Source organism: Streptococcus oralis (assembly GCF_003943825.1).
GTDB lineage: Bacteria > Bacillota > Bacilli > Lactobacillales > Streptococcaceae > Streptococcus > Streptococcus oralis_CD.
Genome location: NZ_RJNJ01000002.1, coordinates 96,577 through 120,465 on the forward strand (window position 1 = coordinate 96,577; position 23,889 = coordinate 120,465).

General features: G+C 40.5%; 18 protein-coding genes, 1 tRNA gene and 1 riboswitch. Of the genes, 14 read left to right on the plus strand and 5 right to left on the minus strand.

Translation table 11 applies throughout. The annotated features are described in order from the left end of the window. The first annotated feature begins 2 nt into the window (after positions 1–2). The 4 genes from ptsP (at position 3) to D8863_RS02185 (ending at position 8,691) form a co-directional block, all read left to right on the plus strand. Positions 3–1,736 (plus strand): phosphoenolpyruvate--protein phosphotransferase, encoded by a 1,734-nt coding sequence (ptsP, locus tag D8863_RS02170; protein WP_025171514.1) that lies wholly within the window; start codon positions 3–5, stop codon positions 1,734–1,736. A gap of 246 nt (positions 1,737–1,982) precedes the next feature. Then, the gene (locus D8863_RS02175; RefSeq protein ID WP_125440942.1) at positions 1,983–4,520 is read left to right on the plus strand and encodes a pneumococcal-type histidine triad protein; all 2,538 of its coding nucleotides are present in this window, start codon (positions 1,983–1,985) and stop codon (positions 4,518–4,520) included. Between the two features lie 195 nt (positions 4,521–4,715). After that, positions 4,716–5,633, plus strand: a complete 918-nt coding sequence (locus D8863_RS02180) for a metal ABC transporter solute-binding protein, Zn/Mn family (RefSeq protein ID WP_125440943.1) — start codon at positions 4,716–4,718, stop codon at positions 5,631–5,633. Between the two features lie 13 nt (positions 5,634–5,646). After that, a complete protein-coding gene (locus D8863_RS02185; RefSeq protein ID WP_125440944.1) occupies positions 5,647–8,691 on the plus strand; it encodes a pneumococcal-type histidine triad protein in 3,045 nt (1,014 codons plus the stop codon). Between the two features lie 36 nt (positions 8,692–8,727). On the opposite strand, the gene pepT is transcribed toward D8863_RS02185, so the two are convergent. Beyond that, complete coding sequence (gene pepT / locus D8863_RS02190; RefSeq protein WP_000222029.1) at positions 8,728–9,951, minus strand: peptidase T; 1,224 nt, start codon at positions 9,949–9,951, stop codon at positions 8,728–8,730. A 358-nt stretch (positions 9,952–10,309) separates the two neighbouring features. On the opposite strand from pepT, the gene pitA reads away from it, so the two are divergent. The 6 genes from pitA (at position 10,310) to hemH (ending at position 17,855) form a co-directional block, all read left to right on the plus strand. Further along, on the plus strand, positions 10,310–12,901 hold the full coding sequence (gene pitA / locus D8863_RS02195) for a PI-2 pilus tip adhesin PitA (protein WP_125440945.1): 2,592 nt from the start codon (positions 10,310–10,312) through the stop codon (positions 12,899–12,901). After that, positions 12,901–13,452 carry a PI-2 pilus system signal peptidase SipA gene (sipA, locus tag D8863_RS02200; protein ID WP_125440946.1) on the plus strand — a complete coding sequence of 184 codons (552 nt, stop codon included), beginning with the start codon at positions 12,901–12,903 and terminating at the stop codon, positions 13,450–13,452. The genes pitA and sipA overlap by 1 nt, the downstream gene beginning before the upstream one ends. Then, positions 13,452–14,717 (plus strand): DUF7601 domain-containing protein, encoded by a 1,266-nt coding sequence (locus D8863_RS02205; RefSeq protein WP_312023388.1) that lies wholly within the window; start codon positions 13,452–13,454, stop codon positions 14,715–14,717. The genes sipA and D8863_RS02205 overlap by 1 nt, the downstream gene beginning before the upstream one ends. Positions 14,718–14,733: 16 nt before the next feature. After that, positions 14,734–15,735, plus strand: coding sequence for a PI-2 pilus system class B sortase SrtG1 (gene srtG1, locus D8863_RS02210; RefSeq protein ID WP_125440947.1), 1,002 nt, complete (start codon positions 14,734–14,736; stop codon positions 15,733–15,735). Between the two features lie 75 nt (positions 15,736–15,810). Next, on the plus strand, positions 15,811–16,683 hold the full coding sequence (srtG2, locus tag D8863_RS02215; RefSeq protein ID WP_125440948.1) for a PI-2 pilus system class B sortase SrtG2: 873 nt from the start codon (positions 15,811–15,813) through the stop codon (positions 16,681–16,683). A gap of 77 nt (positions 16,684–16,760) precedes the next feature. Then, complete coding sequence (gene hemH / locus D8863_RS02220) at positions 16,761–17,855, plus strand: ferrochelatase (RefSeq protein WP_084921890.1); 1,095 nt, start codon at positions 16,761–16,763, stop codon at positions 17,853–17,855. Positions 17,856–17,896: 41 nt separating this feature from the next. Here hemH and mscL read toward each other — a convergent pair whose 3' ends face one another. Together mscL and D8863_RS02230 are read right to left on the minus strand one after the other, a co-directional pair. Next, positions 17,897–18,277: a large conductance mechanosensitive channel protein MscL gene (gene mscL, locus D8863_RS02225; protein WP_084860381.1), complete on the minus strand. Its 381-nt coding sequence runs from the start codon at positions 18,275–18,277 to the stop codon at positions 17,897–17,899. 79 nt (positions 18,278–18,356) lie between these two features. Next, positions 18,357–18,794 (minus strand): GtrA family protein, encoded by a 438-nt coding sequence (locus tag D8863_RS02230; RefSeq protein WP_125440949.1) that lies wholly within the window; start codon positions 18,792–18,794, stop codon positions 18,357–18,359. A 28-nt stretch (positions 18,795–18,822) separates the two neighbouring features. Further along, a riboswitch (PreQ1 riboswitch) is annotated at positions 18,823–18,919 on the plus strand. On the opposite strand from D8863_RS02230, the gene D8863_RS02235 reads away from it, so the two are divergent. The 4 genes from D8863_RS02235 to dapA all read left to right on the plus strand — a co-directional run bounded on the left by D8863_RS02235 (position 18,917) and on the right by dapA (position 22,066). Beyond that, positions 18,917–19,429 carry a QueT transporter family protein gene (locus D8863_RS02235; RefSeq protein WP_000737301.1) on the plus strand — a complete coding sequence of 171 codons (513 nt, stop codon included), beginning with the start codon at positions 18,917–18,919 and terminating at the stop codon, positions 19,427–19,429. It overlaps the preceding riboswitch by 3 nt. A 106-nt stretch (positions 19,430–19,535) precedes the next feature. Continuing rightward, positions 19,536–19,608: transfer RNA gene (locus tag D8863_RS02240), tRNA-Thr, on the plus strand. Positions 19,609–19,997: 389 nt separating this feature from the next. Then, the gene (locus tag D8863_RS02245) at positions 19,998–21,074 is read left to right on the plus strand and encodes an aspartate-semialdehyde dehydrogenase (RefSeq protein WP_000542494.1); all 1,077 of its coding nucleotides are present in this window, start codon (positions 19,998–20,000) and stop codon (positions 21,072–21,074) included. A gap of 56 nt (positions 21,075–21,130) precedes the next feature. Next, positions 21,131–22,066 (plus strand): 4-hydroxy-tetrahydrodipicolinate synthase, encoded by a 936-nt coding sequence (dapA, locus tag D8863_RS02250; RefSeq protein ID WP_000121600.1) that lies wholly within the window; start codon positions 21,131–21,133, stop codon positions 22,064–22,066. Between the two features lie 46 nt (positions 22,067–22,112). Here dapA and mnmE read toward each other — a convergent pair whose 3' ends face one another. Further along, positions 22,113–23,486, minus strand: a complete 1,374-nt coding sequence (mnmE, locus tag D8863_RS02255) for a tRNA uridine-5-carboxymethylaminomethyl(34) synthesis GTPase MnmE (protein WP_125440950.1) — start codon at positions 23,484–23,486, stop codon at positions 22,113–22,115. A gap of 134 nt (positions 23,487–23,620) precedes the next feature. Continuing rightward, the gene (locus D8863_RS02265; protein WP_001117401.1) at positions 23,621–23,803 is read right to left on the minus strand and encodes a 4-oxalocrotonate tautomerase; all 183 of its coding nucleotides are present in this window, start codon (positions 23,801–23,803) and stop codon (positions 23,621–23,623) included. Positions 23,804–23,889: the final 86 nt, after the last annotated feature.

Genomic DNA, 23,889 nt, shown 5'->3' on the forward strand with positions numbered 1-23,889 from the left:
AAATGACAGAAATGCTTAAAGGAATCGCAGCATCTGACGGTGTTGCAGTTGCAAAAGCATATCTACTCGTTCAACCGGATTTGTCATTTGAGACTATTACAGTCGAAGATACAAACGCAGAAGAAGCTCGCCTTGATGCCGCTCTACAGGCATCACAAGACGAGCTTTCTGTTATTCGCGAGAAAGCAGTAGGTACGCTCGGTGAAGAAGCAGCTCAAGTTTTTGACGCTCACTTAATGGTTCTTGCTGACCCAGAAATGATCAGCCAAATCAAGGAAACAATCCGTGCGAAGAAAGTGAATGCAGAAGCAGGTCTGAAAGAAGTAACAGACATGTTTATCACTATCTTTGAAGGCATGGAAGACAACCCATACATGCAAGAACGCGCTGCGGATATCCGCGACGTGACAAAACGTGTATTGGCCAACCTCCTTGGTAAAAAATTGCCAAACCCAGCTTCTATCAATGAAGAAGTGATTGTGATTGCGCATGACTTGACTCCTTCAGATACAGCTCAATTGGACAAAAACTTTGTAAAAGCTTTTGTAACCAACATTGGTGGACGTACAAGCCACTCTGCTATCATGGCGCGTACACTTGAAATTGCAGCAGTATTGGGAACAAACAACATCACTGAAATCGTTAAAGACGGTGATATTCTTGCCGTTAACGGTATCACAGGTGAGGTTATTATCAATCCAACTGATGAGCAAGCGGCTGAATTCAAGGCTGCTGGTGAAGCTTATGCGAAACAAAAAGCTGAATGGGCTCTCTTGAAAGATGCTAAAACAGTAACTGCTGATGGTAAACACTTTGAATTGGCTGCCAACATCGGTACTCCAAAAGACGTTGAAGGTGTCAATGATAACGGTGCTGAAGCTGTTGGTCTTTACCGTACAGAGTTCTTGTACATGGATTCTCAAGACTTCCCAACAGAAGACGAGCAGTATGAAGCTTACAAGGCTGTACTTGAAGGAATGAACGGTAAACCTGTTGTCGTTCGTACAATGGATATCGGTGGAGATAAGGAGCTTCCTTACTTCGATATGCCTCACGAAATGAACCCATTCCTTGGATTCCGTGCCCTTCGTATCTCTATCTCTGAGACTGGAGATGCTATGTTCCGCACACAAATCCGTGCCCTTCTTCGTGCGTCTGTTCACGGTCAATTGCGTATCATGTTCCCAATGGTTGCGCTCTTGAAAGAATTCCGTGCAGCGAAAGCAGTCTTTGACGAAGAAAAAGCAAACCTTCTTGCTGAAGGTGTTGCAGTTGCGGATAATATCCAAGTTGGTATCATGATCGAAATCCCAGCAGCAGCAATGCTTGCAGACCAATTTGCTAAAGAAGTTGACTTCTTCTCAATTGGTACAAACGACTTGATCCAATACACAATGGCAGCAGACCGTATGAATGAGCAAGTTTCATACCTTTACCAACCATACAACCCATCAATCCTACGTTTGATTAACAACGTTATCAAAGCAGCTCACGCTGAAGGTAAATGGGCAGGTATGTGTGGTGAGATGGCTGGTGACCAAAAAGCTGTTCCACTTCTTGTCGGAATGGGCTTGGATGAGTTCTCTATGTCAGCAACATCTGTACTTCGTACACGTAGCTTGATGAAGAAACTCGATACAGCTAAGATGGAAGAGTACGCAAACCGTGCCCTTACAGAATGCTCAACAATGGAAGAAGTTCTTGAACTTCAAAAAGAATACGTTAATTTTGATTAATCGAAAAGTCCTTGCAACTCAGTTGCAGGGATTTTTTTAAAGAATTTTCAAGAAAATCTTTTTTATATAAAGTCCATTCTAGAGAAAGTAGCGGTGAAGAATAAAAAAATACTTAACTGGTTCATAAAATTCTTGACAAGTTGCAAATTTAGGAGTAAACTATTAACCAGTTAAGTAATAGAGAGGAGTTGCTGCAATTTAGAAATGAATTGCAAATAGAAATATCAAAAAAGAAAGTGAGTTTCGATGAAAGTTAATAAGAAATACCTTGCTGGTTCTGCGGCAGCTTTGATTTTAAGTGTTTGTTCTTACGAGTTGGGACTTTATCAAGCAAGAACGGTTAAGGAAAATAATCGAGTTTCCTATATAGATGGAAAACAAGCAACGCAAAAAACGGAGAATCTGACTCCTGATGAGGTCAGTAAAAAAGAAGGTATCAATGCCGAACAAATCGTCATCAAGATAACAGACCAGGGCTATGTCACTTCACACGGTGACCACTATCATTATTACAATGGCAAGGTTCCTTACGACGCTATCATCAGTGAAGAGTTGCTGATGAAGGATCCAAACTATACACTAAAAGACGAGGATATTGTCAGTGAAATCAAGGGTGGTTATGTGATCAAGGTGGACGGAAAATACTATGTCTACCTTAAGGATGCGTCCCATGCAGATAATGTCCGTACGAAAGAAGAAATTAATCGACAAAAACAAGAGCATAGTCAGCATCGTGAAGGAGGAACTTCAGCAAATGATGGTGCGGTAGCTTTGGCACGTTCACAAGGACGCTACACCACAGATGATGGCTACATCTTTAATGCCTCTGATATCATTGAAGATACTGGTGATGCTTACATCGTTCCTCATGGCGATCATTACCACTATATTCCTAAGAGTGAGTTATCAGCCAGCGAATTGGCTGCTGCAGAAGCCTTTCTATCTGGTAGAAGTGGCCAATCAAAGGCGCCTACTTATCGCCGTACCAATAACAACAGTGCTAGCAGCGATGTAGATAGATGGAGCCCATCCTATAATAACCAAGGCAGTGGCTATACGAACACGAACACATCTAACAACAGTAGTGACGATAGTCAAGCAAGTCAAAGTGATGAGGATATTGATAGCCTTCTGAAACAACTTTACGCCTTGCCGCTCAGCCAACGACACGTAGAATCTGATGGCCTTGTCTTCGACCCAGCACAGATTACAAGTCGAACAGCTAGAGGAGTTGCTGTGCCTCATGGGAACCATTACCATTTCATCCCTTATTCACAAATGTCTGAATTGGAAGAACGAATCGCTCGCATCATCCCACTTCGCTATCGTTCGAACCATTGGCTGCCGGATTCAAGACCAGAACAACCAAGTCCACAACCGACTCCGGAACCTAGTCCAAGCCCACAACCTGCACCAAATCCTCAACCATCTCCAAGCAATCCAATTGACGAAAAATTGGTCAAACAGGTGATTCGAAAAGTAGCTGATGGTTATGTATTTGAGGAAAATGGAACATCTCGTTATATTCCTGCCAAGGAACTTTCAGCAGAAACTGCTGCAGCCATTGATAGTAAACTAGCTAAGCAAGAAAGTTTAGCTCATAAGCTAGGAGCTAAGAAAACCAACCTCCCATCTAGTGATCAAGGATTTTACAATAAGGCTTATGACTTGCTAGCAAGAATTCATCAAGACTTACTTGCTAATAAAGGGCGTCAAGCTGAATTTGACACTTTGGATAAACTGTTGGAACGTCTCAATGATGCCTCAAGTGATAAAATCAAGTTGGTGGATGATATCTTGGCCTTTTTAGCACCGATTCGTCATCCAGAACGTTTAGGAAAACCAAATGCGCAAATTGCCTACACTAATGATGAGATTCAGGTAGCTAAGTTGGCAGGCAAGTATACAACAGAAGATGGCTATATCTTTGATCCTCGTGATATCACTAGTGATGAGGGGGATGCCTATGTAACTCCACATATGACCCATAGCCATTGGATTAAAAAAGATAGTTTGTCTGAAGCCGAAAGAGCGGCAGCCCAGGTTTATGCTAAAGAGAAAGGTTTGACTCCTCCTTCAACAGACCATCAGAATCCAGGAAATACGGAGGCTAAAGGAGCAGAAGCTATCTACAACCGCGTGAAAGCAGCTAAGAAGGTGCCGCTTGATCGTATGCCTTACAATCTCCAACATACCGTGGAAGTTAAAAATGGTAGTTTAATCATTCCTCATTATGATCATTACCATAACATCAAATTTGAGTGGTTTGACGAAGGACTTTATGAGGCACCTAAGGGGTATAGTCTAGAAGATCTCTTTGCGACTGTCAAGTACTATGTCGAACATCCAAACGAACGTCCGCATTCAGATAGTGGTTGGGGCAATGCAAGTGACCATGTTCAAAGAAACCAAAATGGTCAAGCTGATACCAATCAAACGGAAAAACCATCAGAGGAGAAACCTCGGACAGACAAACCTGAGGAAGAAAAGCCACGCGAAGAGAAGCCTCAAAGTGAGAAACCAGAATCTCCAAAACCAACTGAGGAGCCGGAAGAAGAATCACCAGAGGAACCAGAAGAACCTCAGGTCGAGACTGAAAAGGTTGAAGCGAAGTTGAGAGAGGCTGAAGAGCTACTTGCAAAGATCCAAGACCCCATTATCAAGTCCAATGCCAAAGAAACTCTCACTGGCTTAAAAAATAACCTGCTATTTGGTGCTCAGGATAACAATACCATTATGGCTGAAGCTGAAAAGTTGTTGGCTTTATTAAAGGAGAGCAAGTAAAGGTAGTAGCATTTTCTAGATCCTAAAAACAGGATAGGAGAACTAGAAAAGTTAAAATCGAAAATGAGAACAGAATGTAAGTTCTAGTTCTCATTTTTTTCATGAAAATATGTAAAATATCTTGACATATAGTGTAAATAAAGATAAACTATTTACTAGTTAATTAAATGGTTAAATACTAGTTAAGGAGTAACAATGAAAAAAAGAATATTTCTATTATTAGTGGTAGGTCTCTTGGTTCTTGTCTTAGGAGCATGTAGCCAAAAAGAAAAACAAGAAGCAAAAGGGATGAAGATTGTAACAAGTTTTTATCCAATCTATGCCATGGTCAAAGAGGTATCGGGGGACTTGAATGATGTACGGATGATTCAGTCAAGTAGTGGGATTCACTCCTTTGAACCGTCAGCAAATGACATTGCTGCTATTTATGACGCGGATGTCTTTGTCTACCATTCTCATACGCTCGAATCTTGGGCTGGAAGTCTAGATCCTAACTTGAAAAACTCAAAAGTTAAGGTTTTAGAAGCTTCTGAAGGAATGACGTTGGAGCGTGTACCAGGTTTGGAAGATGTTGAAGCTGGTGACGGCATCGATGAAAAAACACTCTATGACCCTCACACTTGGTTAGATCCTGAAAAAGCAGGCGAAGAGGCGCAGATTATTGCGGATAAACTTTCGGAGATTGATATTGCTAATAAGGAAACGTATCAAAAGAATGCTAAAAACTTTATCGCTAAAGCCCAAGAATTGACTAAGAAGTACCAGCCTATTTTTGAAAAAGCGAGTCAAAAGACCTTTGTTACACAACACACAGCCTTTTCTTATCTCGCTAAACGCTTTGGTTTGAAACAACTTGGTATAGCAGGGATTTCCCCTGAACAAGAGCCAAGTCCGAGACAGTTGACAGAAATCCAAGAATTTGTCAAAACTTATAATGTCAAAACCATCTTTACTGAGAGCAATGCTTCTTCTAAAGTCGCTGAGACCTTGGTCAAATCAACAGGAGTTAGCCTAAAGACACTCAATCCTTTAGAAGCAGATCCTGAAAATGACAAAACTTACTTAGAAAATCTAGAAGAAAACATGAATGTTCTTGCAGAAGAATTAAAATGAGGAGATGATGAAAATGAAGAAGAAATACCTTGCAGCAGGATCGGCTCTTGTCCTTTCCCTAAGTCTTTGCATCTATGCATTGAACCAACACCAGGTAGAAGGAAACAAAGATAATAACCGTGTGTCTTATGTCGATGGGAAGCAAGATTCTCAAAAAACAGAGACCCAGACACCAGATCAAGTTAGCAAAAAAGAAGATATTCAGGCTGAACAAATTGTCGTGAAAATCACCGATCAAGGTTATGTGACTTCACATGGTGATCATTTCCATTATTACAATGGTAAAGTTCCTTTTGACGCGATTTTCAGCGAAGAACTGTTGATGAAAGATGCCAATTATCAACTGAAAGACGCTGATATTGTCAACGAAATCAAAGGTGGTTACATTATCAAGGTGGATGGCAAGTATTATGTCTACCTTAAAGATGCGGCACATGCTGATAATGTTCGTACGAAGGACGAAATTGAACGCCAAAAACAAGGTCATACTCACGATGCACCAACTTCTAACAGTGCAGTGACACTTGCGCGATCACAAGGCCGTTATACTACCGACGATGGCTACATCTTTAATCCGTCTGATATTATAGAGGATACTGGTGATGCTTATATTGTCCCTCATGGTGGACATTATCACTATATCCCAAAGAGTTCCTTGTCTGCTAGCGAATTAGCTGCTGCCCAAGCCTACCTCTCTGGAACTAGAACTCAGCCGAGTGTGACTAACTATCGTCCTAGTCCAAACGCGACTGGTCAAACTACCAACCCAAGTCAACAGGCTGAAACACCAAGTAATCAAGCTGAGAGTCTTCAAACTCTATTGCAGCAACTCTATGCTCTTCCAAGTAGTCAACGTTATGCTGAATCAGATGGCTTGATTTTTGATCCTACTAAGATTTCAAGCAGAACACCAAGTGGCGTAGCGATTCCACACGGAAATCACTATCATTTCATCCCATATACAAAACTTTCTGCCTTGGAAGAAAAGATTGCGCGTATGATTCCTTTATCTAGCGATAGTGGGAAGCCAACACCTTTAGAAAATCCTAGCAAACCAGCAGAGCATCCAGCTCAACAAGATCATCATGACCAAGACGGTGACCATGGAAGTCAGGATACCAACCATGAAGAACATGACCATGATGGAGAGGAGCATGACCACCATCACGGCGAAGAACATGATCATGGTTTTGCAGCTGACCGTGTTATTAGTGAAGATGAACAAGGGTTTGTAGTTTCTCATGGAGATCACGCTCATTATTTCTTTAAGAAGGACTTGACTACAGCCCAAATCAAAGCTGCCCAAGATCACTTGAAAGAAAATCATCAGCCTCAGCACCTTCAACCACTCGCAAAAAGTGTAGAGTCTTTCTCAAGAGATGCTAGCGATGAAGAAAAGATTGCTTACATTTCTAAGACATACGGGGTTCCGCTTGAAGCGATTCGCATTTCAAATGGATTCTTTGTCTTTGGAAATCCGGATCAAGCCTATGATCCAACCCATATCCATCCCTATGCTGTTCGAAAAGAACATGTTCGTATTCCTCTCCAAACTGGGAATCCAGAACTGGATTTCCTAAATGAACTGTATACGACTGCCCTACGTGATGGGGTATCTCCTTATAGTTTACAGGTAGAAAGTGGTAGTTTTGTGATTCCTCACGGAGACCACAATCACTACATCAAGGTTCAAACCAAGGGCTATGAAGTAGCTTTGAAAAATAAGATTCCGGCCCTACAATCGACCTATCAACCTGGAGCATTTGATGAACAAACAGTTCTATCTAAGGTGGATCAACTTTTAGCAGATAGCAGAAGTCTCTACAAAGACCAGCCAATCATGCAGAGACGGGTTGAACTTGCTTTGGGGCAGTTCACCGAAAATATGAAAAAATTGGCAACAAACTCAACTGCTGGATACCTAGCAGCATTGGATCTCTTTAATAAACAGTATATCCATGTGGACCAAAATGTGGCACCGGTTGAAACTTCACCTTTAGATAAGAAGTACCAAGCTCTAGTAGATAAGATCAATACATTGGATACAGATACTTATGGCTTGCCTAAGAAAGATCTTTTGGTACATTTGCAGGAAGCAAAACTAGCACAGGATGAGACAGAGTTGGCTGCCATTGAAGCGAAACTGCAGGCCTTGCAAGATTTCCGAGATCGGACAGGGGTTACAACAGTAGAGTACATCAAGTACTTCTACGAACATGTGTCTGATGGTCGTTTGAGAGAAGAACTTCGGAACCGTGTTGCCAAGTTGACATGGGAACTTTACCAGTCACAATCTTTCCTCAAAGCAACCGACTTGAACAAGTTATTCCCAACTATTTACCAAACTAAGTTAGAAGTAGAAGAAGCTCTCAAAGAAGAACCCGTTTCTACAAAAGTTGGTAAGACTATTCTAGATACGGAAAAAGTAGATAGTCAAACTGCTAAGACCGCCATCTATGAATTCCTAAAAGAACTCTACGGTGATTTTATGCCAGAAGAGCGGGTTAGTCATGTTAAGAAGGAAGAAGTGGATGCTCTCCTAACTAAAGCTGCTCAACTCCTAGCACGTGTCAAAGAAGATGGTGTCAAACAATCCCTAGCTGAAGAAGCAGCTAATATCAAAGCGGCTACTGAAAAGGAAAATGCAGACCTTGACGAAGCTAAAACACAACTTGAGGATCTCTTGAATCGTATTGCAGCGACTATCCAACGAGAGAAAAAAGAAGCAGAACAAGATCCACAAACGGTGATTATCTACCAAAAACTCTATAATATCTTGCTCTCTCTTCACAAGTACTTAGAGGATAACAAAGGATCTGATGCTGACTTTGAACGTGTCGATGCCCTTTTTGATCAACTCGCAGCTAAAAGTAGTGATAAAGAAGGTCTCCTCACTCTAGCTAAAGATATCATTAGCTTGAACCAAGAACTTCGTTCAAAAGCAAGTGAAACTGACAGTCAATCTAAGTCTGAGAAAGGCAGTGAAACAACTGCTTCTCAATCAAGCGAAAAGCAAGAGAAAAGTGAGACTGAGCCAAGTGCTCAACCAAACGAATAAAAAGAAAGACGAAGTAGCTGAGCTACCTCGTCTTTTTTAGTCTTTATAAGCTACAATACCAATGATGGTATCCACCGCACGCTCCATGGTCTGAAGACTGACGTATTCAAAACGTCCATGCATGTTTTCACCACCAGCAAAGATATTAGGAGTTGGGATCCCCATAAAGGAAATCTTAGACCCATCTGTTCCACCACGAATCGGTTCGATAATTGGCGCGATCCCTAAATCTTCCATAACAGCTTTAGCAATGGTAACGGGTGTCATGTCTTTCTCGATGACTTCTTTCATATTGTAGTACTGGTCTGTCAGAGTCAAGCTAACGCGATCATTCCCAAGCTCTTGATTCATCTTGTCAGCGATGGCTTGCATAGCTGCTTTACGAGCTTCAAAGGCATCTTTTTCAAAGTCACGGATGATGTAGCTTGCACGCGCCTCCTCGACACTACCTGTCACATCCATAAGATGATAGAAACCTTGATAACCATCTGTCAATTCAGGTCGGTCATTCTCTGGAAGTTGATTATGAAAATCAATCGCTAGCTGAAGGGCATTGACCATCTGTCCTTTAGCAGTACCAGGGTGAACATTGCGCCCTTGGAAATGAAGCTCAGCAGCAGCTGCTGAGAAAGTTTCATACTGAAGCTCACCTAGCGGACCACCATCAACAGTATAGGCAAAGTCAACGTTAAAGTCTTCAGCATCAAATTTGTTAGCTCCAACACCGATTTCTTCATCTGGTCCAAAACCAACTCGAATCTCACAGTGTTTGATTTCGGGATGAGCAGTCAGATATTCAATAGCAGTCATAATTTCAGCAATACCTGACTTGTCATCAGCACCCAGCAAGGTCGTGCCATCAGTTGTGATAAGCGTTTGGCCTGGATATTTCTCAAGGCTCTTGAAATCAGCAGGATCGAGTTTAAATCCAGAATCACCCAAGTCGATAACTCCACCATCGTAATTTTCAATGACTTGCGGATTAACTCCCTCAGCATTAAAATCAGCAGTATCCATGTGGGAGATGAAGCCAATCTTGCGTGTAAGGCTGGGATCATTAGCTGGTAAGGTACCAATAGCAAAACCATTTGGAAGGTAGTAGACGTTTTGCAGACCGACACGTTTCATTTCAGGAATAAGAACATTGGTCGCAAAATCTACCTGGCTTTGCGTACTTGGAGTAGTAGTAGAGTGTTCATCAGAACGCGTATTGACCTTAACGTAGGTCAAGAAACGATCTAAAAGGTTCGGATAAGTCATAAAAACTCCTTTAACAATCATAAAATAGAATGCAAACTTCGGAAAAAACCTTATTCTGAAAATTTCATGAATTTTGAAAAAATATAATAATTCAAATTCAATAGACTTTTAAATGAAATTTTGGATATTCTAGAATAAAATATATGCATTGATATTTTATGAGATTTTTTTATTCTTTTTTCATTTTACCATAGAATAGTTTGAAAGACAAAGAAGAATCATACTCTTTTATTAATTAATATAATATAAAATTAATCATATTAATTGACACTGCGTGAACTTTATTGTACAATTATCTTGTAAATGTCCTAGATTGATATAGTAACAATATTAGTACATTCTAGTTAAGGAGAATAAAATGAACATTCGTTTCGATTTTAAGAAAGTTCAAATTATTGCGCGCCGTTTAGTTACACTGTTAGCTATTCTCTTTTTGTGTGCTCCGATAAGTCTGTTAAATGCTGATTCTACTACAGAACCTCAGACAACCCTTCATAAAACAATTACTCCGATATCAGGACAGGATGACAAGTATGAGTTGTCATTGGATATCACGTCCAAACTGGGAACGGAGACCCAAACGGATCCCTTGGATGTTGTTTTAGTAGCAGACCTCTCAGGAAGTATGCAGAATCAGGATGTCCAATCTTTTGATGGACGGACGATCAGTAGGATTGACGCATTGAAAAATACTCTAAGAGGAACAAATGGTCGTAAGGGCTTAATTGATACCATTCTATCCAATTCCAATAACCGCTTATCTATGGTAGGATTTGGTGGGAAAATTGACAATAAAAAGGTTGATCAGTATTGGGATGGAAATAAATGGAGACTATTTAGACCATACTGGCCCTATGAACGGATGACAAAATACTATGATGGTGTTTCACCATGGGATGATGCTAACACGATTTTAGGATGGAGTAACAATGCTCGTGCTGCTAAAACAGCGGTATACAACATGAGTATTGCAGGAGGTAATTCCATTGGTACTGAGTCAGGGATTGGTACTGGGACCAATATTGGGGCTGGATTAACCTTGGCCAACCAGTTAATGGGAAGTGCAAGATCTAATGCTAAGAAAGTCGTTATTTTGCTTTCAGATGGCTTTGCGAATATGGTCTACGATGCCAATGGTTACACTATATATAACTACAATAACGAAGATCCTAATATCGAAACAGCTCCCCAGTGGTTTTGGGATAGATTAAATAATAATCTAAATAGTCTATCATATAGCTTGGCTCCAACACTTGATGGTTTCTATTCGATTAAATTTCGTTATTCAAACAATGTCGACAGTATTACCAGTCTGCAATATTATATGAGGCAACATAATGCCTCCATTCCAAATGAAATATTCTCTGCAAATGATGAGGACCAGTTACAAGACAGTTTCAAAGATATCACTGATAAGATTCTGCCACTGGGAGTCCACCACGTGACTATCAAGGATGTTCTTTCTAAGTATGTCCAGCTATTACCAAACGGATCGTCAGAGTTTCGTGTAGTGAAAGAAAAGGCTGGTAGTAGTGAAACATTAACCGAAAATCAAGTAACTTTTGATTCCAAGACAACGTCAGAAGGATTAGTGGAAGTTACGGCTAAATTTTCTCCGAATTATTCCTTAGAAGATGGAGCTAGATATGTCCTTAAATTTACTGTTACATCTAGTCAAGAAGCCCTGGATGCTATTGCTGGTGATAAAAAACTAGAGGCTGGTGATGCTGAAGGTTCTGATGTCAATAAACTCTACTCCAATAAAGGTGCCAGTGTCACCTATTCCTATGGAATAGGCACCTCTCAAACCAAGACCAAAGAATACTCTGACAACCCAACCTTTAAGCCTTCAGATCCATTAACGGTACCAGTGGAAGTTGAATGGCAAGGTGTGACGGGTGCGAGAACTGTCATTACAGCTGATCAACCGAGTAATGTTGAACTGAAACTGGTTCAAAAGAACAAGAACGGAGGTCCTGATAATCAAGACTATCGAAAGACCAATGTGAATGTTAGTAAAAACGTATCTAATGAAACGAGGAACTTTGAAAAAGTTGCCAAAGGATATCAATACGATTTAATTGCACCAGACGTCCCCGCCTTTACCAAAGAAATAAAAAATGTTGGTACAGAAACTAAACCATCCTTCAAGGTAATCTATAAACAATTGCCAAGTCTGACGATTAAGAAAGTGTTGGAAGCTGAAAGTAACTTGAACAAAGAGTTTAGGATTAAGGTAAAACTAACCTCTCCTAATTCTACGCCATTGAATGGAACTTTTGGCGAGATAACTGTTGTGAATGGGGAAGCGGAGATCCGTGTCGAAAAACGAAAACGTTGGAAAGGTATTCTAAGCTATCTTCCTCGAGGAACCCATTACAAGGTTGAAGAAGAAGCGGCATCAACGAACGGTTACCACGTTACATATGAGAATCAAGAGGGTGATCTGAATAAAGACGAAACCAGCACTGTTACGAATCACAAGCTTCCAAGTTTATCAGTCACAAAAAAAGTTACAGGCGTATTTGCCAATCTATTAAAATCCTTCAAGATTACCATTAACATTAGGGATGCTCAGAATAGTCCACTGAATGGGACCTATAATGCAACGGTGAATAATAAAAGAACCCCTCTACAATTTACGAATGGTCGAGCGTCTATAGATCTCAACAAAGATCAAACCATAAAAATTGATGGGCTACCACTCGATAGTCACTATACCGTAGAAGAGGAATCAAACTCTTCGCGTGGATATCAGGTATCTTATGAAAATCAAGAAGGCAAACTAGATGGGGATAAGTCCGCGACAGTCACGAATAATAAGAATAGCGTACCTGAAACCGGAGTTGACTTCTTCAGCAGTACACTCGTGTTAGGAATAATCCTTCCTCTAGGAGGTATCTTCTTTACAATCCTACTCGGCTATCTAGTGGTACATGGGAGAAAATAATGCTACTTAAAAAGAAACATAAGAAAACAGTAACACAAGTCAATCGGGATAAGTCTCCGCCGAGTGTATGGGGAGATATCCTCTACTTAGTCAGTAAGCTTCTGATGGTTGGTTTTGTACTGGCCACCCTTTACTTTTTTGTCTTTGGACTATTGAGATATAATGACGATAGCATGAAGCCAGCCTTAAAAGATGGCGACTTGGTTGTCTACTATAGGTTGGATAAACGTTATTCGATTGGTGATCTGCTCGTCTATAGTTATAAGGGCAAGGAAAGAGTGGCGCGTGTCATAGCGACCGAAGGAAGTACGATCGATATAAACGAAAATGGTCTCATCATCAACGGTTCTCCTCAACAAGAGCAGGATATCTACAAAGAAACGCTGCTCTATAAGGAAGGGGCTACCTTCCCAATGAAAGTCCCAGCAGGACAACTCTTTGTCCTCGGAGACAATCGAACAACGGCTGTAGATAGCCGTGCTTTTGGAACCATTCCTATACAGGATACCCATGGCAAGGTGGTAACAGTCCTAAGGCGACGGGGCTTTTGATGATAATTTATGAAAAAAGAAATTTAAAAATAAAAGGAATAATCATGAAAAAAACATTTTTGAAAAAATTAGTTACTGCAAGTATTGCAGCTGTAACCGTCTTGTCGGTCTTTAGAGGAGTGCCAACATTTGCAGATGATAATGATGTGGCAACTGCCAAAGCAACTGGTGAAACAAGTGCAAAAGTTTCTATTAATAAGGTGTTGAATATTGCGGAAGGAATTACAACACCTGAAGCAACTTTTACATTTACTTTCACCCCTAAAACTGGTACATCATCAAATGGTGCACCTTATGAAACGATTGATTCTTCTAATGGTCAAATTACAGATAAAAATGTATCTTATTCTGGAACAGACGTTTTAGCAACTGGCCAAACTAACATTAAGAAAGAAACCGGCGATATTTTTAGAGAAGTGAACTATACACATGCTGGTGAATATGTCTATACTGTTGCTGAAAAACAAAATGTTGGTTGGAAAGTTATTCAAAAAAATGGTTCACCTATTGATTTTATGACATATGATAATCGCAACTATGAAATGCACGTTATTGTTAAGAACAAAACTACAGGAGGAACATATATTTCTTCTGTGTATTTTAAACAAGTATCCCCAAGTGTGAATGGTAAAGTAAAACCATCTGAAAGTGGAACTACTTACAAATATGATCTTTTCACTAACATCTATCGTAAAAATGCTGGTAAAATTACAGATCCAAATGAACCAAACCCTAATAAACCAAATGTTTCAAAAGTTGATCCAAATGCTAAATCTTTAGTAATTAAAAAAGTTGTGTCAGGTGCTACTGCAGATAAATCAAAAGATTTCACTTTCAAGCTTACTTTCACAAAAGCATCTACAGAAACTTCACAATCAATCACTGGTAAAATCGGTGAAACCTCAAAAACATTTGTCTATGGTCAAGAAACGACTATAACACTACGTCACGATCAATCTTTGGTGTTTGACACAATTCCTGCTGGTACTCGTTATAAATTGGTTGAAACTGGATCTCAAGGTTACACAGCTTCAGCTGCATATAAGGAGAACGGAGCATCAAAAAATCAAGCTGGTACAGTTTCTACAAATTTCACTCAAGATAGTATCCTTATTGGTGAAAAACCAAACGATAACACTATCACAAATAGCTTACCAGACGTTACCCCTACTGGTCTCTTGATTGACAACCTTCCTTTCATCTTGATGATTGGTCTTGGTTTGGCTGGATTTGTTGTTTTGTCTAAAAAACGCAGACAAGCTTAAGCAAGTGGTTTGACCGATGAAAATCAAGCGTGAGAAACCAAAAAGGAGTTTGTCTAGGCGTCTGGTCCTTGCTGTAGATGCATTGATGAATCATATCCTGCTCCTCTTGGCAGCCTTAGTCTTTCTCTTTGGTTTCTACGCCCTTTGGGATGCCAATCAGGTTTATTCTCAGGCTTCATCAAGTGAGTACGAGGCTTATAGACCTGTTAGTACCAGTGAGAAGGATGAGCTTGCTAGTTTTTCTGGCTTTCACAAGCTACAGCAAGTCAACCCAGAGGTTCTCGGTTGGATCAATGTCTATGGCACCAATATTGACTATCCCTTAGTCCAAGCCAGAGACAATGAAAAATACCTGAACAAGGATTCCAAGGGAGAATTTGCAGCTACAGGAGCTATTTTTCTGGAGGCTCGAAATGAATCCAAGTTCGAAGACTTTAATACCATCATCTACGGACACCATGTAGAAAATGGGGTTATGTTTGGAGATGTAGCAAAGTTTTCTGATAAGGAATTTTTTGACCAGCATCGCTACGGTAGTATTTACTATAATGGCGTTGAAAAAGGTCTTGAGATCTTTGAGATGCTCGAGGTGGACGCCTATGACTTTAACATCTACGATCCAGGTATTAATGGAGATGGTCGGCGCCAAGAATATATCGATCACTTACTCTCGGTTGCCATCCACAAACGAGATATTACACTGGGGCCAAATGACCATATCATTCTTCTCAGTACCTGTTTCCTAGACGTAACAAATGGGAGACATATCGTAGTTGCCAAGATTACGGATACAGTTCCAAAGAACACCTTCCATACGAAAAAATCAAAACCATTCCCTTACAGTGTCTTTGATGATTCGTCGCTCGGACGATTTCTCTCATCGATTCCTTTGTGGATATGGTACATCATCTTGTTTATCTTGCTCTTGCTATTGATCTTCTTGCTCATCATTCTCTACTTGATCTTGCGTCGTAGAAGAGAAGCAAAGGAAGAAGGAGCAGATACCATTACTGACTAAACTACCAATAAAAGAGAAAGGGACAGTCTCTCTTGCTCTTTTATTTTCAAGGCTAGAAAGGAGAAAGAAGGAAATATGAAAATAAGTACAAGTCGCAAAGCCATAAAGGTCATTCTATCCCTCTTTCTAGCTTTTTTCTGTCTTTTTACAGCTGATGGAGTCCTTGCGAGTGACTACGATCATTATAATCCCATTGAAAAGGATGCCAGCAGTACGGGCTTTGAAACCTTGCAGCACCTCAACAAGGATGTTTGTGGTTGGATTAGCCTCGATGGGACCAAGGTAGACTATCCTCTCTTACAGAGTCAGGACAATGTCAAATACCTTGACCGCAATGCCTTTGGCGATTATACTGTGTCAGGTTCTATATTCCTAGACTATCGTTTTAACCCAAATTTTACGGACTTTAACACCATCATTTATGGTCACTCCATGGCTTCTGGTGCTATGTTTGGGGAGATTCAAAAATTTGTGAATCAAGATTTTTTTGAAAAGCATCGTTATGGCTCTATCTATTATAACGGCCGTGAACGAGGGCTTGAGATATTTGGAATTTTAGAAGTAGATGCCTATGACGCGGAGATTTACCGAACTTTGAGTTCCAACGATGAGGAACACCAGGCCTACTATCAATATTTGCTAAGTAAAGCCAAGTACAAGCGAGATGTTTCCTTGACCTCAACGGACAAGATTGTTTTGTTAAGCACCTGTTTCCTTAATATTACCAACGGACGGCATATCCTCTTAGCTAAAATAACGGATGCACCAGTAAAAGCAGCCCAGGATAAAAGTGGGGAAGCAGTAGGGACGCGGTATTTCGATCAAGGCCTACCAACGCATTGGATTTATATCCTTGCCTTTCTTCTCCTGATTATCGTTATTTTACTCCTTGTCGTTATCATCCTAATCATAAGGCGAGATAGAAAGACAAAAGAACAAAAGAAATAGTAGACGTCGGAAGCGTTTACTATTTTTTTCTTTCATGATAGAATAGATAGTGAAAATAATATCATAAGGATGATAACATGAAAAAAGCTATATTAATGATGACCTTTGGATCTCCAGAGGAGATTAGTTTTGAAGGAGTAGCAGAATTTTTTACAAATATTCGTCGTGGTGTTAGACCCCAAGACCACGAGATTCAGACTCTCTATGACAACTATGTCCTTATCGGTGGGACGCCCTTGCAGCGGATTACACGTGAGGAGGTTGATTTAGTCAAGGAACGTTTAGGCGAGGAGTACGGTATCTACTTTGCCAATAAGTTTTCTCGGCCCTTTATCCCTGATGTGATCAAGCAGATGGAGTCTGATGGTATTGAAGAATGTATTTGTTTGATTTTGGAACCTCATTATTCCTTTTACTCGGTGATGGGGTATGAAAAGTTTTTGGAAAGTCAGCAGATCCGATTTTTAGTAATTAAGGACTGGTATCAACAACAGCCTTTGCTGGACTTCTGGACAGATGAGATTGAAAAAATTTTACGAAACCATGTGGGAGAAGAGCCTTTCAAGGTAATCTTTTCAGCTCACAGTGTTCCCATTTTTGCCTTGGACTATGGAGATCCTTATATTGACCAGATTTTTGATAATAGCAAGCTAATCGCTGAACAACTCGGCCTAACAGCCGACCAGTATACCAATACTTGGCAGAGCGAAAGCGATATTGGAATCCCTTGGATCAAGCCAGATGTCTTAGAATATTTACGAGATCAACAGCAACATCCAGATCATTATATTTTTGTCCCGATTAGCTTTATCAGTGAGCACATCGAAGTCTTGTTTGACAACGATGTAGAATGTTATGAGTTGTGTCAAGAATTAGGTGTCACCTACCATCGTCCACCTATGCCCAATACGGATAGCCGTTTAATTGACGCTTTAGTTGCTACTGTACGAGCCAACGAAAACAAGGAATTTAAAGCTTTTCTCCCAGAAGAAGAAACCTTCGATGAGTTAGCGCCTTCAGCAACTACCAAGGACATTATGGAGGAGACAGACGACCTTCAGATGCCAGAATTTGTCAAAAAGCTCATTGAGAAAAAAGGCCGTGAAAATGTGAAGATGCCTTACTTAATTAAGAAAATGCTCGAAAAAGCTGGGAAGTTACCAAAAGAGTAAAGAAAAAAGGATTTAGCTTTAAGCTAGATCCTTTATCTGTTTTATTTTTTCTCAAGAAGAGCTTTGATTTCTTGAAGAACTTCAAGTTCAGTTGGAGCAGCAGGTGCTTCCTCAACCACTTCCTCTTTCTTACGAAGGTTTTGCGCTTTTTCAATAGCTTTAATAACGAAGAAAAGCACAGTACCTACAACGAGAAAGTTGATAATAGCACTCAAGAATTTACCATATGTAACACCATTCCATGCAAGCTCAGCGATGTTTTGTACTTTCGCAGCTTCCAAAGCTGGGTTCAATAGAAGTGGAGTGATGATGTCATTAACAAATGAAGTAACGATAGCACCAAATGCAGAGGCAATGATGACACCGACAGCGAGGTCAACGACATTACCACGAAGCAAGAATTCTTTAAGATCCTTTAACATTTTCATAAATTCCTTTCCTAATTTTCTAATTTATTATATCCTAAATTGTGACAAAAAGCAACTTGAACGCTCAAAGTGGTCAGTTGTTCCCTTTAAAAATATAGATTTTACTGAAAATATAGTTTAAAATGATGATCAAAATTTGTGCTAGGATAGTTTCAATCGTATTAACCCTATCTATATTAAATTCAACAAACTGGCCAATAAGATCAGGAAAGGTTGTAACAAAGATATAAGTTAAAAGAATGTCCAGACCAAGTGTTGAAAGACGAGCTAAGAAAAACTTAGCCAGGCGGGTTGGCCAATTCCTTCTCTCTTGTTTAAAGACGATTGTATCATTTGTGAGAAAGGCAAAGAGAATCCCGATAATATTAGCGAGGGCAGTTGCAAGGATTTCCTGGTGGCTGATATGGTAAATAAGTAAACGAGATACAATAGAAACCAAAGTAGTAGCGCCACCGAAAAATAGGTAGGAGAGAATCTCGTTATCAAAGAAAGCTCTTATTAGTTTTTTCATGATTTTAGTATAGCATAAAGTCATATATTGTGCTATACTGGTAAGGTTGATTCAATCAACCCTTGGTGCTTAGCTTCTTTCACCAAGCATATTTTACGCGGGAAACCGCTAAAGGAGAAAACATGAAAAAATTAACTGTTCGCGACATGGCAGATATTGCTATCGTTGCTGCGATCTATGTAGTTTTGACTATTACGCCACCAATCAATGTTCTTAGTTTTGGGGCGTATCAGTTCCGTATTTCAGAAATGCTGAATTTCTTGGCATTTTATAACCCTAAATACATTTTTGGTGTGACAATTGGATGTATGATTGCTAATTTATTTAGTAGTTTTGGCCTAATAGATGTCTTTGTCGGTGGAGGTTCTACCCTAGTTTTCCTTAGTCTAGGGGTATGGCTCTTTGCAAAATACAGCAAAGATTACCTCTTTAACGGATTGATTCGAAAAGATCATTTCTTCTTTTCAATCCTCTTCTCCATTTCAATGATTACCATTGCAGCTGAACTTCATATTTTGACAGAAGCTCCCTTCTTCTTCACATGGTTCTCTACTGGAATTGGTGAGTTTGCATCACTTATCGTAGGAGCGATTTTGATTGGTAAACTGGGACAGCGAATCGATCTAACAAAATAAGAAGTTTATAAGCTAGATTATTGCTAAATCTAGCTTTTTTTCATTCCATAAAATTAAAAGAGAGCGCTTGACAAGAACATAGAACTATAGTATACTTTTTAGGTAAGCTGATTTAGCTCAGTTGGCAGAGCGCATCCATGGTAAGGATGAGGTCGCCGGTTCAATCCCGGCAATTAGCATTAAATAGATAGAAAAACCCTTATTTACAAGGGTTTTTGTTATGTCTGCCCCAAATTTTTCAAAGATATTTCTTATGCACCTGTATAAATGAAGCAAAGCGTTTTGGCTGTTGACAAAAGTGACTCTATCTAGTAGAATAGTAGATGCGATGAGTCGATAGGTAGTCTTCGGACTGCTATTGAGCATAAGGAGGTCATAACGCAGGAGCGGACCTTGATGAGTTGTGTGAACCTGCTCATCACATGAAGATGCCTCTTAGTCCCTAGTCAATGACTAGGGATTTTTAGTTTTCAGAAAATATAACCCAAAAATGCTTTTCAATTTCCGGAAAAAGTAGTATAATACATCTATTATAGAAATTTTTAGAAAATTCCGAAAGAGGTTATTTATGGGATATACAGTTGCTGTAGTCGGCGCGACAGGTGCTGTCGGAGCTCAGATGATAAAAATGTTGGAAGAATCAACACTTCCAATCGATAAAATTCGTTACCTTGCTTCTGCACGTTCAGCAGGCAAGACTTTGAAATTTAAAGACCAAGATATTACGATTGAAGAAACGACTGAGACCGCTTTTGAGGGTGTTGATATTGCACTCTTCTCAGCAGGTGGTTCGACATCAGCTAAGTATGCACCATACGCAGTTCAAGCTGGAGCTGTAGTAGTAGATAACACATCTTATTTCCGTCAAAATCCAGATGTTCCTTTGGTTGTTCCAGAGGTCAATGCTCATGCACTTGATGCCCACAACGGGATTATTGCCTGCCCTAACTGTTCAACAATCCAAATGATGGTGGCTCTTGAGCCAGTTCGTCAAAAATGGGGCTTGGATCGTATCATCGTTTCAACTTACCAAGCAGTCTCTGGTGCAGGTATGGGAGCGATTCTTGAAACACAACGTGAACTTCGTGAAGTCTTGAATGATGGTGTGAATCCACGTGATTTGCATGCGGAAATCTTGCCTTCAGGTGGTGACAAGAAACACTATCCTATCGCCTTTAACGCTCTTCCGCAAATCGATGTCTTTACTGACAATGATTACACTTACGAAGAGATGAAGATGACTAAGGAAACGAAGAAAATCATGGAAGATGATAGCATCGCAGTGTCTGCAACATGTGTGCGTATTCCTGTCTTGTCTGCTCACTCTGAGTCTGTTTACATTGAAACAAAAGAAGTGGCTCCAATCGAAGAAGTGAAAGCAGCTATCGCAGCCTTCCCAGGTGCAGTTCTTGAAGATGATGTAGCTCATCAAATCTATCCACAAGCCATCAATGCAGTTGGTTCACGTGATACCTTTGTTGGTCGTATCCGTAAAGACTTGGATGCAGAAAAAGGAATCCACATGTGGGTTGTTTCCGATAACCTTCTTAAAGGTGCTGCTTGGAACTCAGTTCAGATTGCAGAAACGCTTCACGAACGTGGATTGGTTCGTCCAACAGCTGAGTTGAAATTTGAATTAAAATAGTCATATCGTTTAGGAGTTCAGATGAACTCCTTCTTTGAAATAGAGAGGTGTTTCTCATGTCTTATCAAGATTTAAAAGAGTGTAAAATCATCACAGCCTTTATTACCCCTTTTCATGAGGATGGTTCCATCAACTTTGATGCCATTCCAGCCTTGATTGAGCATTTATTGGCCCATCACACAGACGGCATTCTTCTAGCTGGAACGACTGCTGAGAGTCCGACCTTGACCCACGATGAGGAGTTGGAACTCTTTGCGGCTGTACAAAAGATTGTTAATGGACGTGTTCCTTTGATTGCGGGTGTAGGTACCAATGATACGCGTGACTCGATTGAGTTTGTCAAAGAAGTAGCAGACTTTGGTGGCTTCGCTGCTGGACTTGCTATCGTACCATACTACAACAAACCTTCTCAAGAAGGAATGTATCAGCACTTTAAAGCGATTGCAGATGCTTCTGACTTACCTATTATCATCTATAACATTCCAGGGCGTGTAGTTGTTGAATTAACTCCAGAAACCATGCTTCGTTTGGCTGACCATCCAAATATCATCGGTGTTAAGGAATGTACCAGCTTGGCTAATATGGCTTACTTGATTGAACACAAGCCAGAAGAATTCTTGATTTATACAGGTGAAGATGGAGATGCCTTCCATGCCATGAACCTTGGTGCGGATGGGGTTATTTCTGTTGCCTCCCATACAAATGGAGATGAGATGCACGAGATGTTTACTGCCATTGCAGAAAGCGATATGAAGAAAGCCGCAGCTATTCAGCGCAAGTTCATTCCTAAGGTCAATGCCCTCTTCTCTTATCCAAGTCCTGCTCCAGTTAAGGCAGTTTTGAACTACATGGGATTTGAAGCGGGGCCAACTCGTCTACCTCTTGTTCCAGCACCAGAAGAAGATGCCAAACGCATTATCAAAGTTGTCGTAGATGGTGACTATGAAGCAACTAAGGCAACCGTAACAGGTGTCCTTAGACCAGATTACTAATAAAGACAATAAAATCCATGATAGAAAGAACGATCATGGATTTTTCTTATTTTCCTAAACAGAATTGGCTAAAGAGTTGGGTGATGAGTTCATCTGGTGCTGCATCTCCAGTGATTTCTCCTAGGATTTCCCAAGTACGGGTCAAGTCAACTTGCAACAAATCAACTGGCATACCCAGCTCAAGACCTTCATTAACTGCTTGTAGGCTTTCAACGGCCTTTTCAATCAAGGAAATATGACGGGCATTTGACAAGTAAGTAGCATCTTGCTCGACCAAACCAGCATTTTCAAAGAAGAGATCGTTAATACGCTCTTCGATCTTATCAATGTTTTGGTTTTTAAGAACTGAAATACGGATGACATCTTCAGGTAGTTCCGAAGTTTCAATCGCTTCAGGAAGATCCGTTTTATTAAGTAGAATAATGCGGTTGGTATCTTGGCTGATTTCTAAGAGTTGGCGATCTTGGGCGGTCAGTGGTTCACTGGCATTTAGTACTAGTAGTACCAAGTCAGCTTCCTTGAGGGCTTTTCTAGAACGTTCGACACCGATTTGTTCCACGATGTCATCTGTTTCCCGAATACCAGCTGTATCAATCAATTTGAGAGGAACACCATTGATGTTGACGTATTCTTCGATGACATCACGGGTAGTACCAGCGATGTCTGTAACGATGGCCTTTTCTTCACGCAGGAGGTTGTTGAGCAGGCTCGATTTCCCAACGTTGGGACGACCGATGATGGCAGTTGAAATTCCCTCACGGAGGATTTTACCTCGACGTGCTGTCCTAAGGAGATTAGTTAGCAATTGCTCAAACTCCATAGTTTTCTCACGGACAACTGCAGTAGTGGCTTCCTCAACATCGTCATACTCAGGATAGTCGATATTGACCTCAACTTGGGCAAGTGTATTGAGGATTTCTTGGCGAGTATTATTAATGAGGTCAGAAAGAGAACCGTCCAATTGTTTGACTGCAATATTCATGGCCTTATCTGTCTTAGCACGGATGATGTCCATCACTGCCTCAGCCTGTGTCAAGTCCACACGACCGTTTAGAAAGGCGCGTTTGGTAAATTCACCAGGTTCCGCCAACCGAGCTCCTTCACGGATAGCTAGTTGGAGAATTTCATTGGTCACCGCAATCCCACCGTGGGTGTTAATCTCAATAATGTCCTCTCGAGTGAAGGTCTTTGGAGACTTCATGGCACCAACCATAACCTCGTCCATGACTTTACCAGTTTGAGGGTCAATAATGTGACCATAGTTGAGAGTGTGGCTAGCAACCTTGCTCAAGTCTTTTCCTTTAAAAATCTTTTGGGCAATAGCAAAACTATCTGTTCCGCTCAAGCGGACAATACCAATGGCCCCTTCTCCAAGAGGAGTAGAGATAGCAGCGATGGTATCAAATTCACGTGTAATCATACTAATTCCTTTTGTATTTCTTTTCTTAGGATAGGTATCCAAGCATCTCTTCAAATTGTAACAAAATTAGACTATTTCTTCAATGGATGCTACTTGGAGATTGAAAAAGCCTAAGCAATTCTGCTTAAGCTGGATTATTTGGTGCGCATTTCCCCTTGAGGGAAGTAGGTTCCTTCTGGCATGTCGTTGATGATGACATGAACGGCTGATTGAGGGGCTCCAGTGTTGCGGACAACAGCTTCCGTTACTTCCTTAGCAAGAGCTTTCTTTTGCTCGAGCGTGCGACCTTCAAATAAATCGATGCGTACAAATGGCATAGTAGCTTCCTCCACTAGTTTTTGATTTCTTCTATTTTACCACATTTTGCCGTTTAAAGCTTCAGAAAATTATGATATACTAGAAT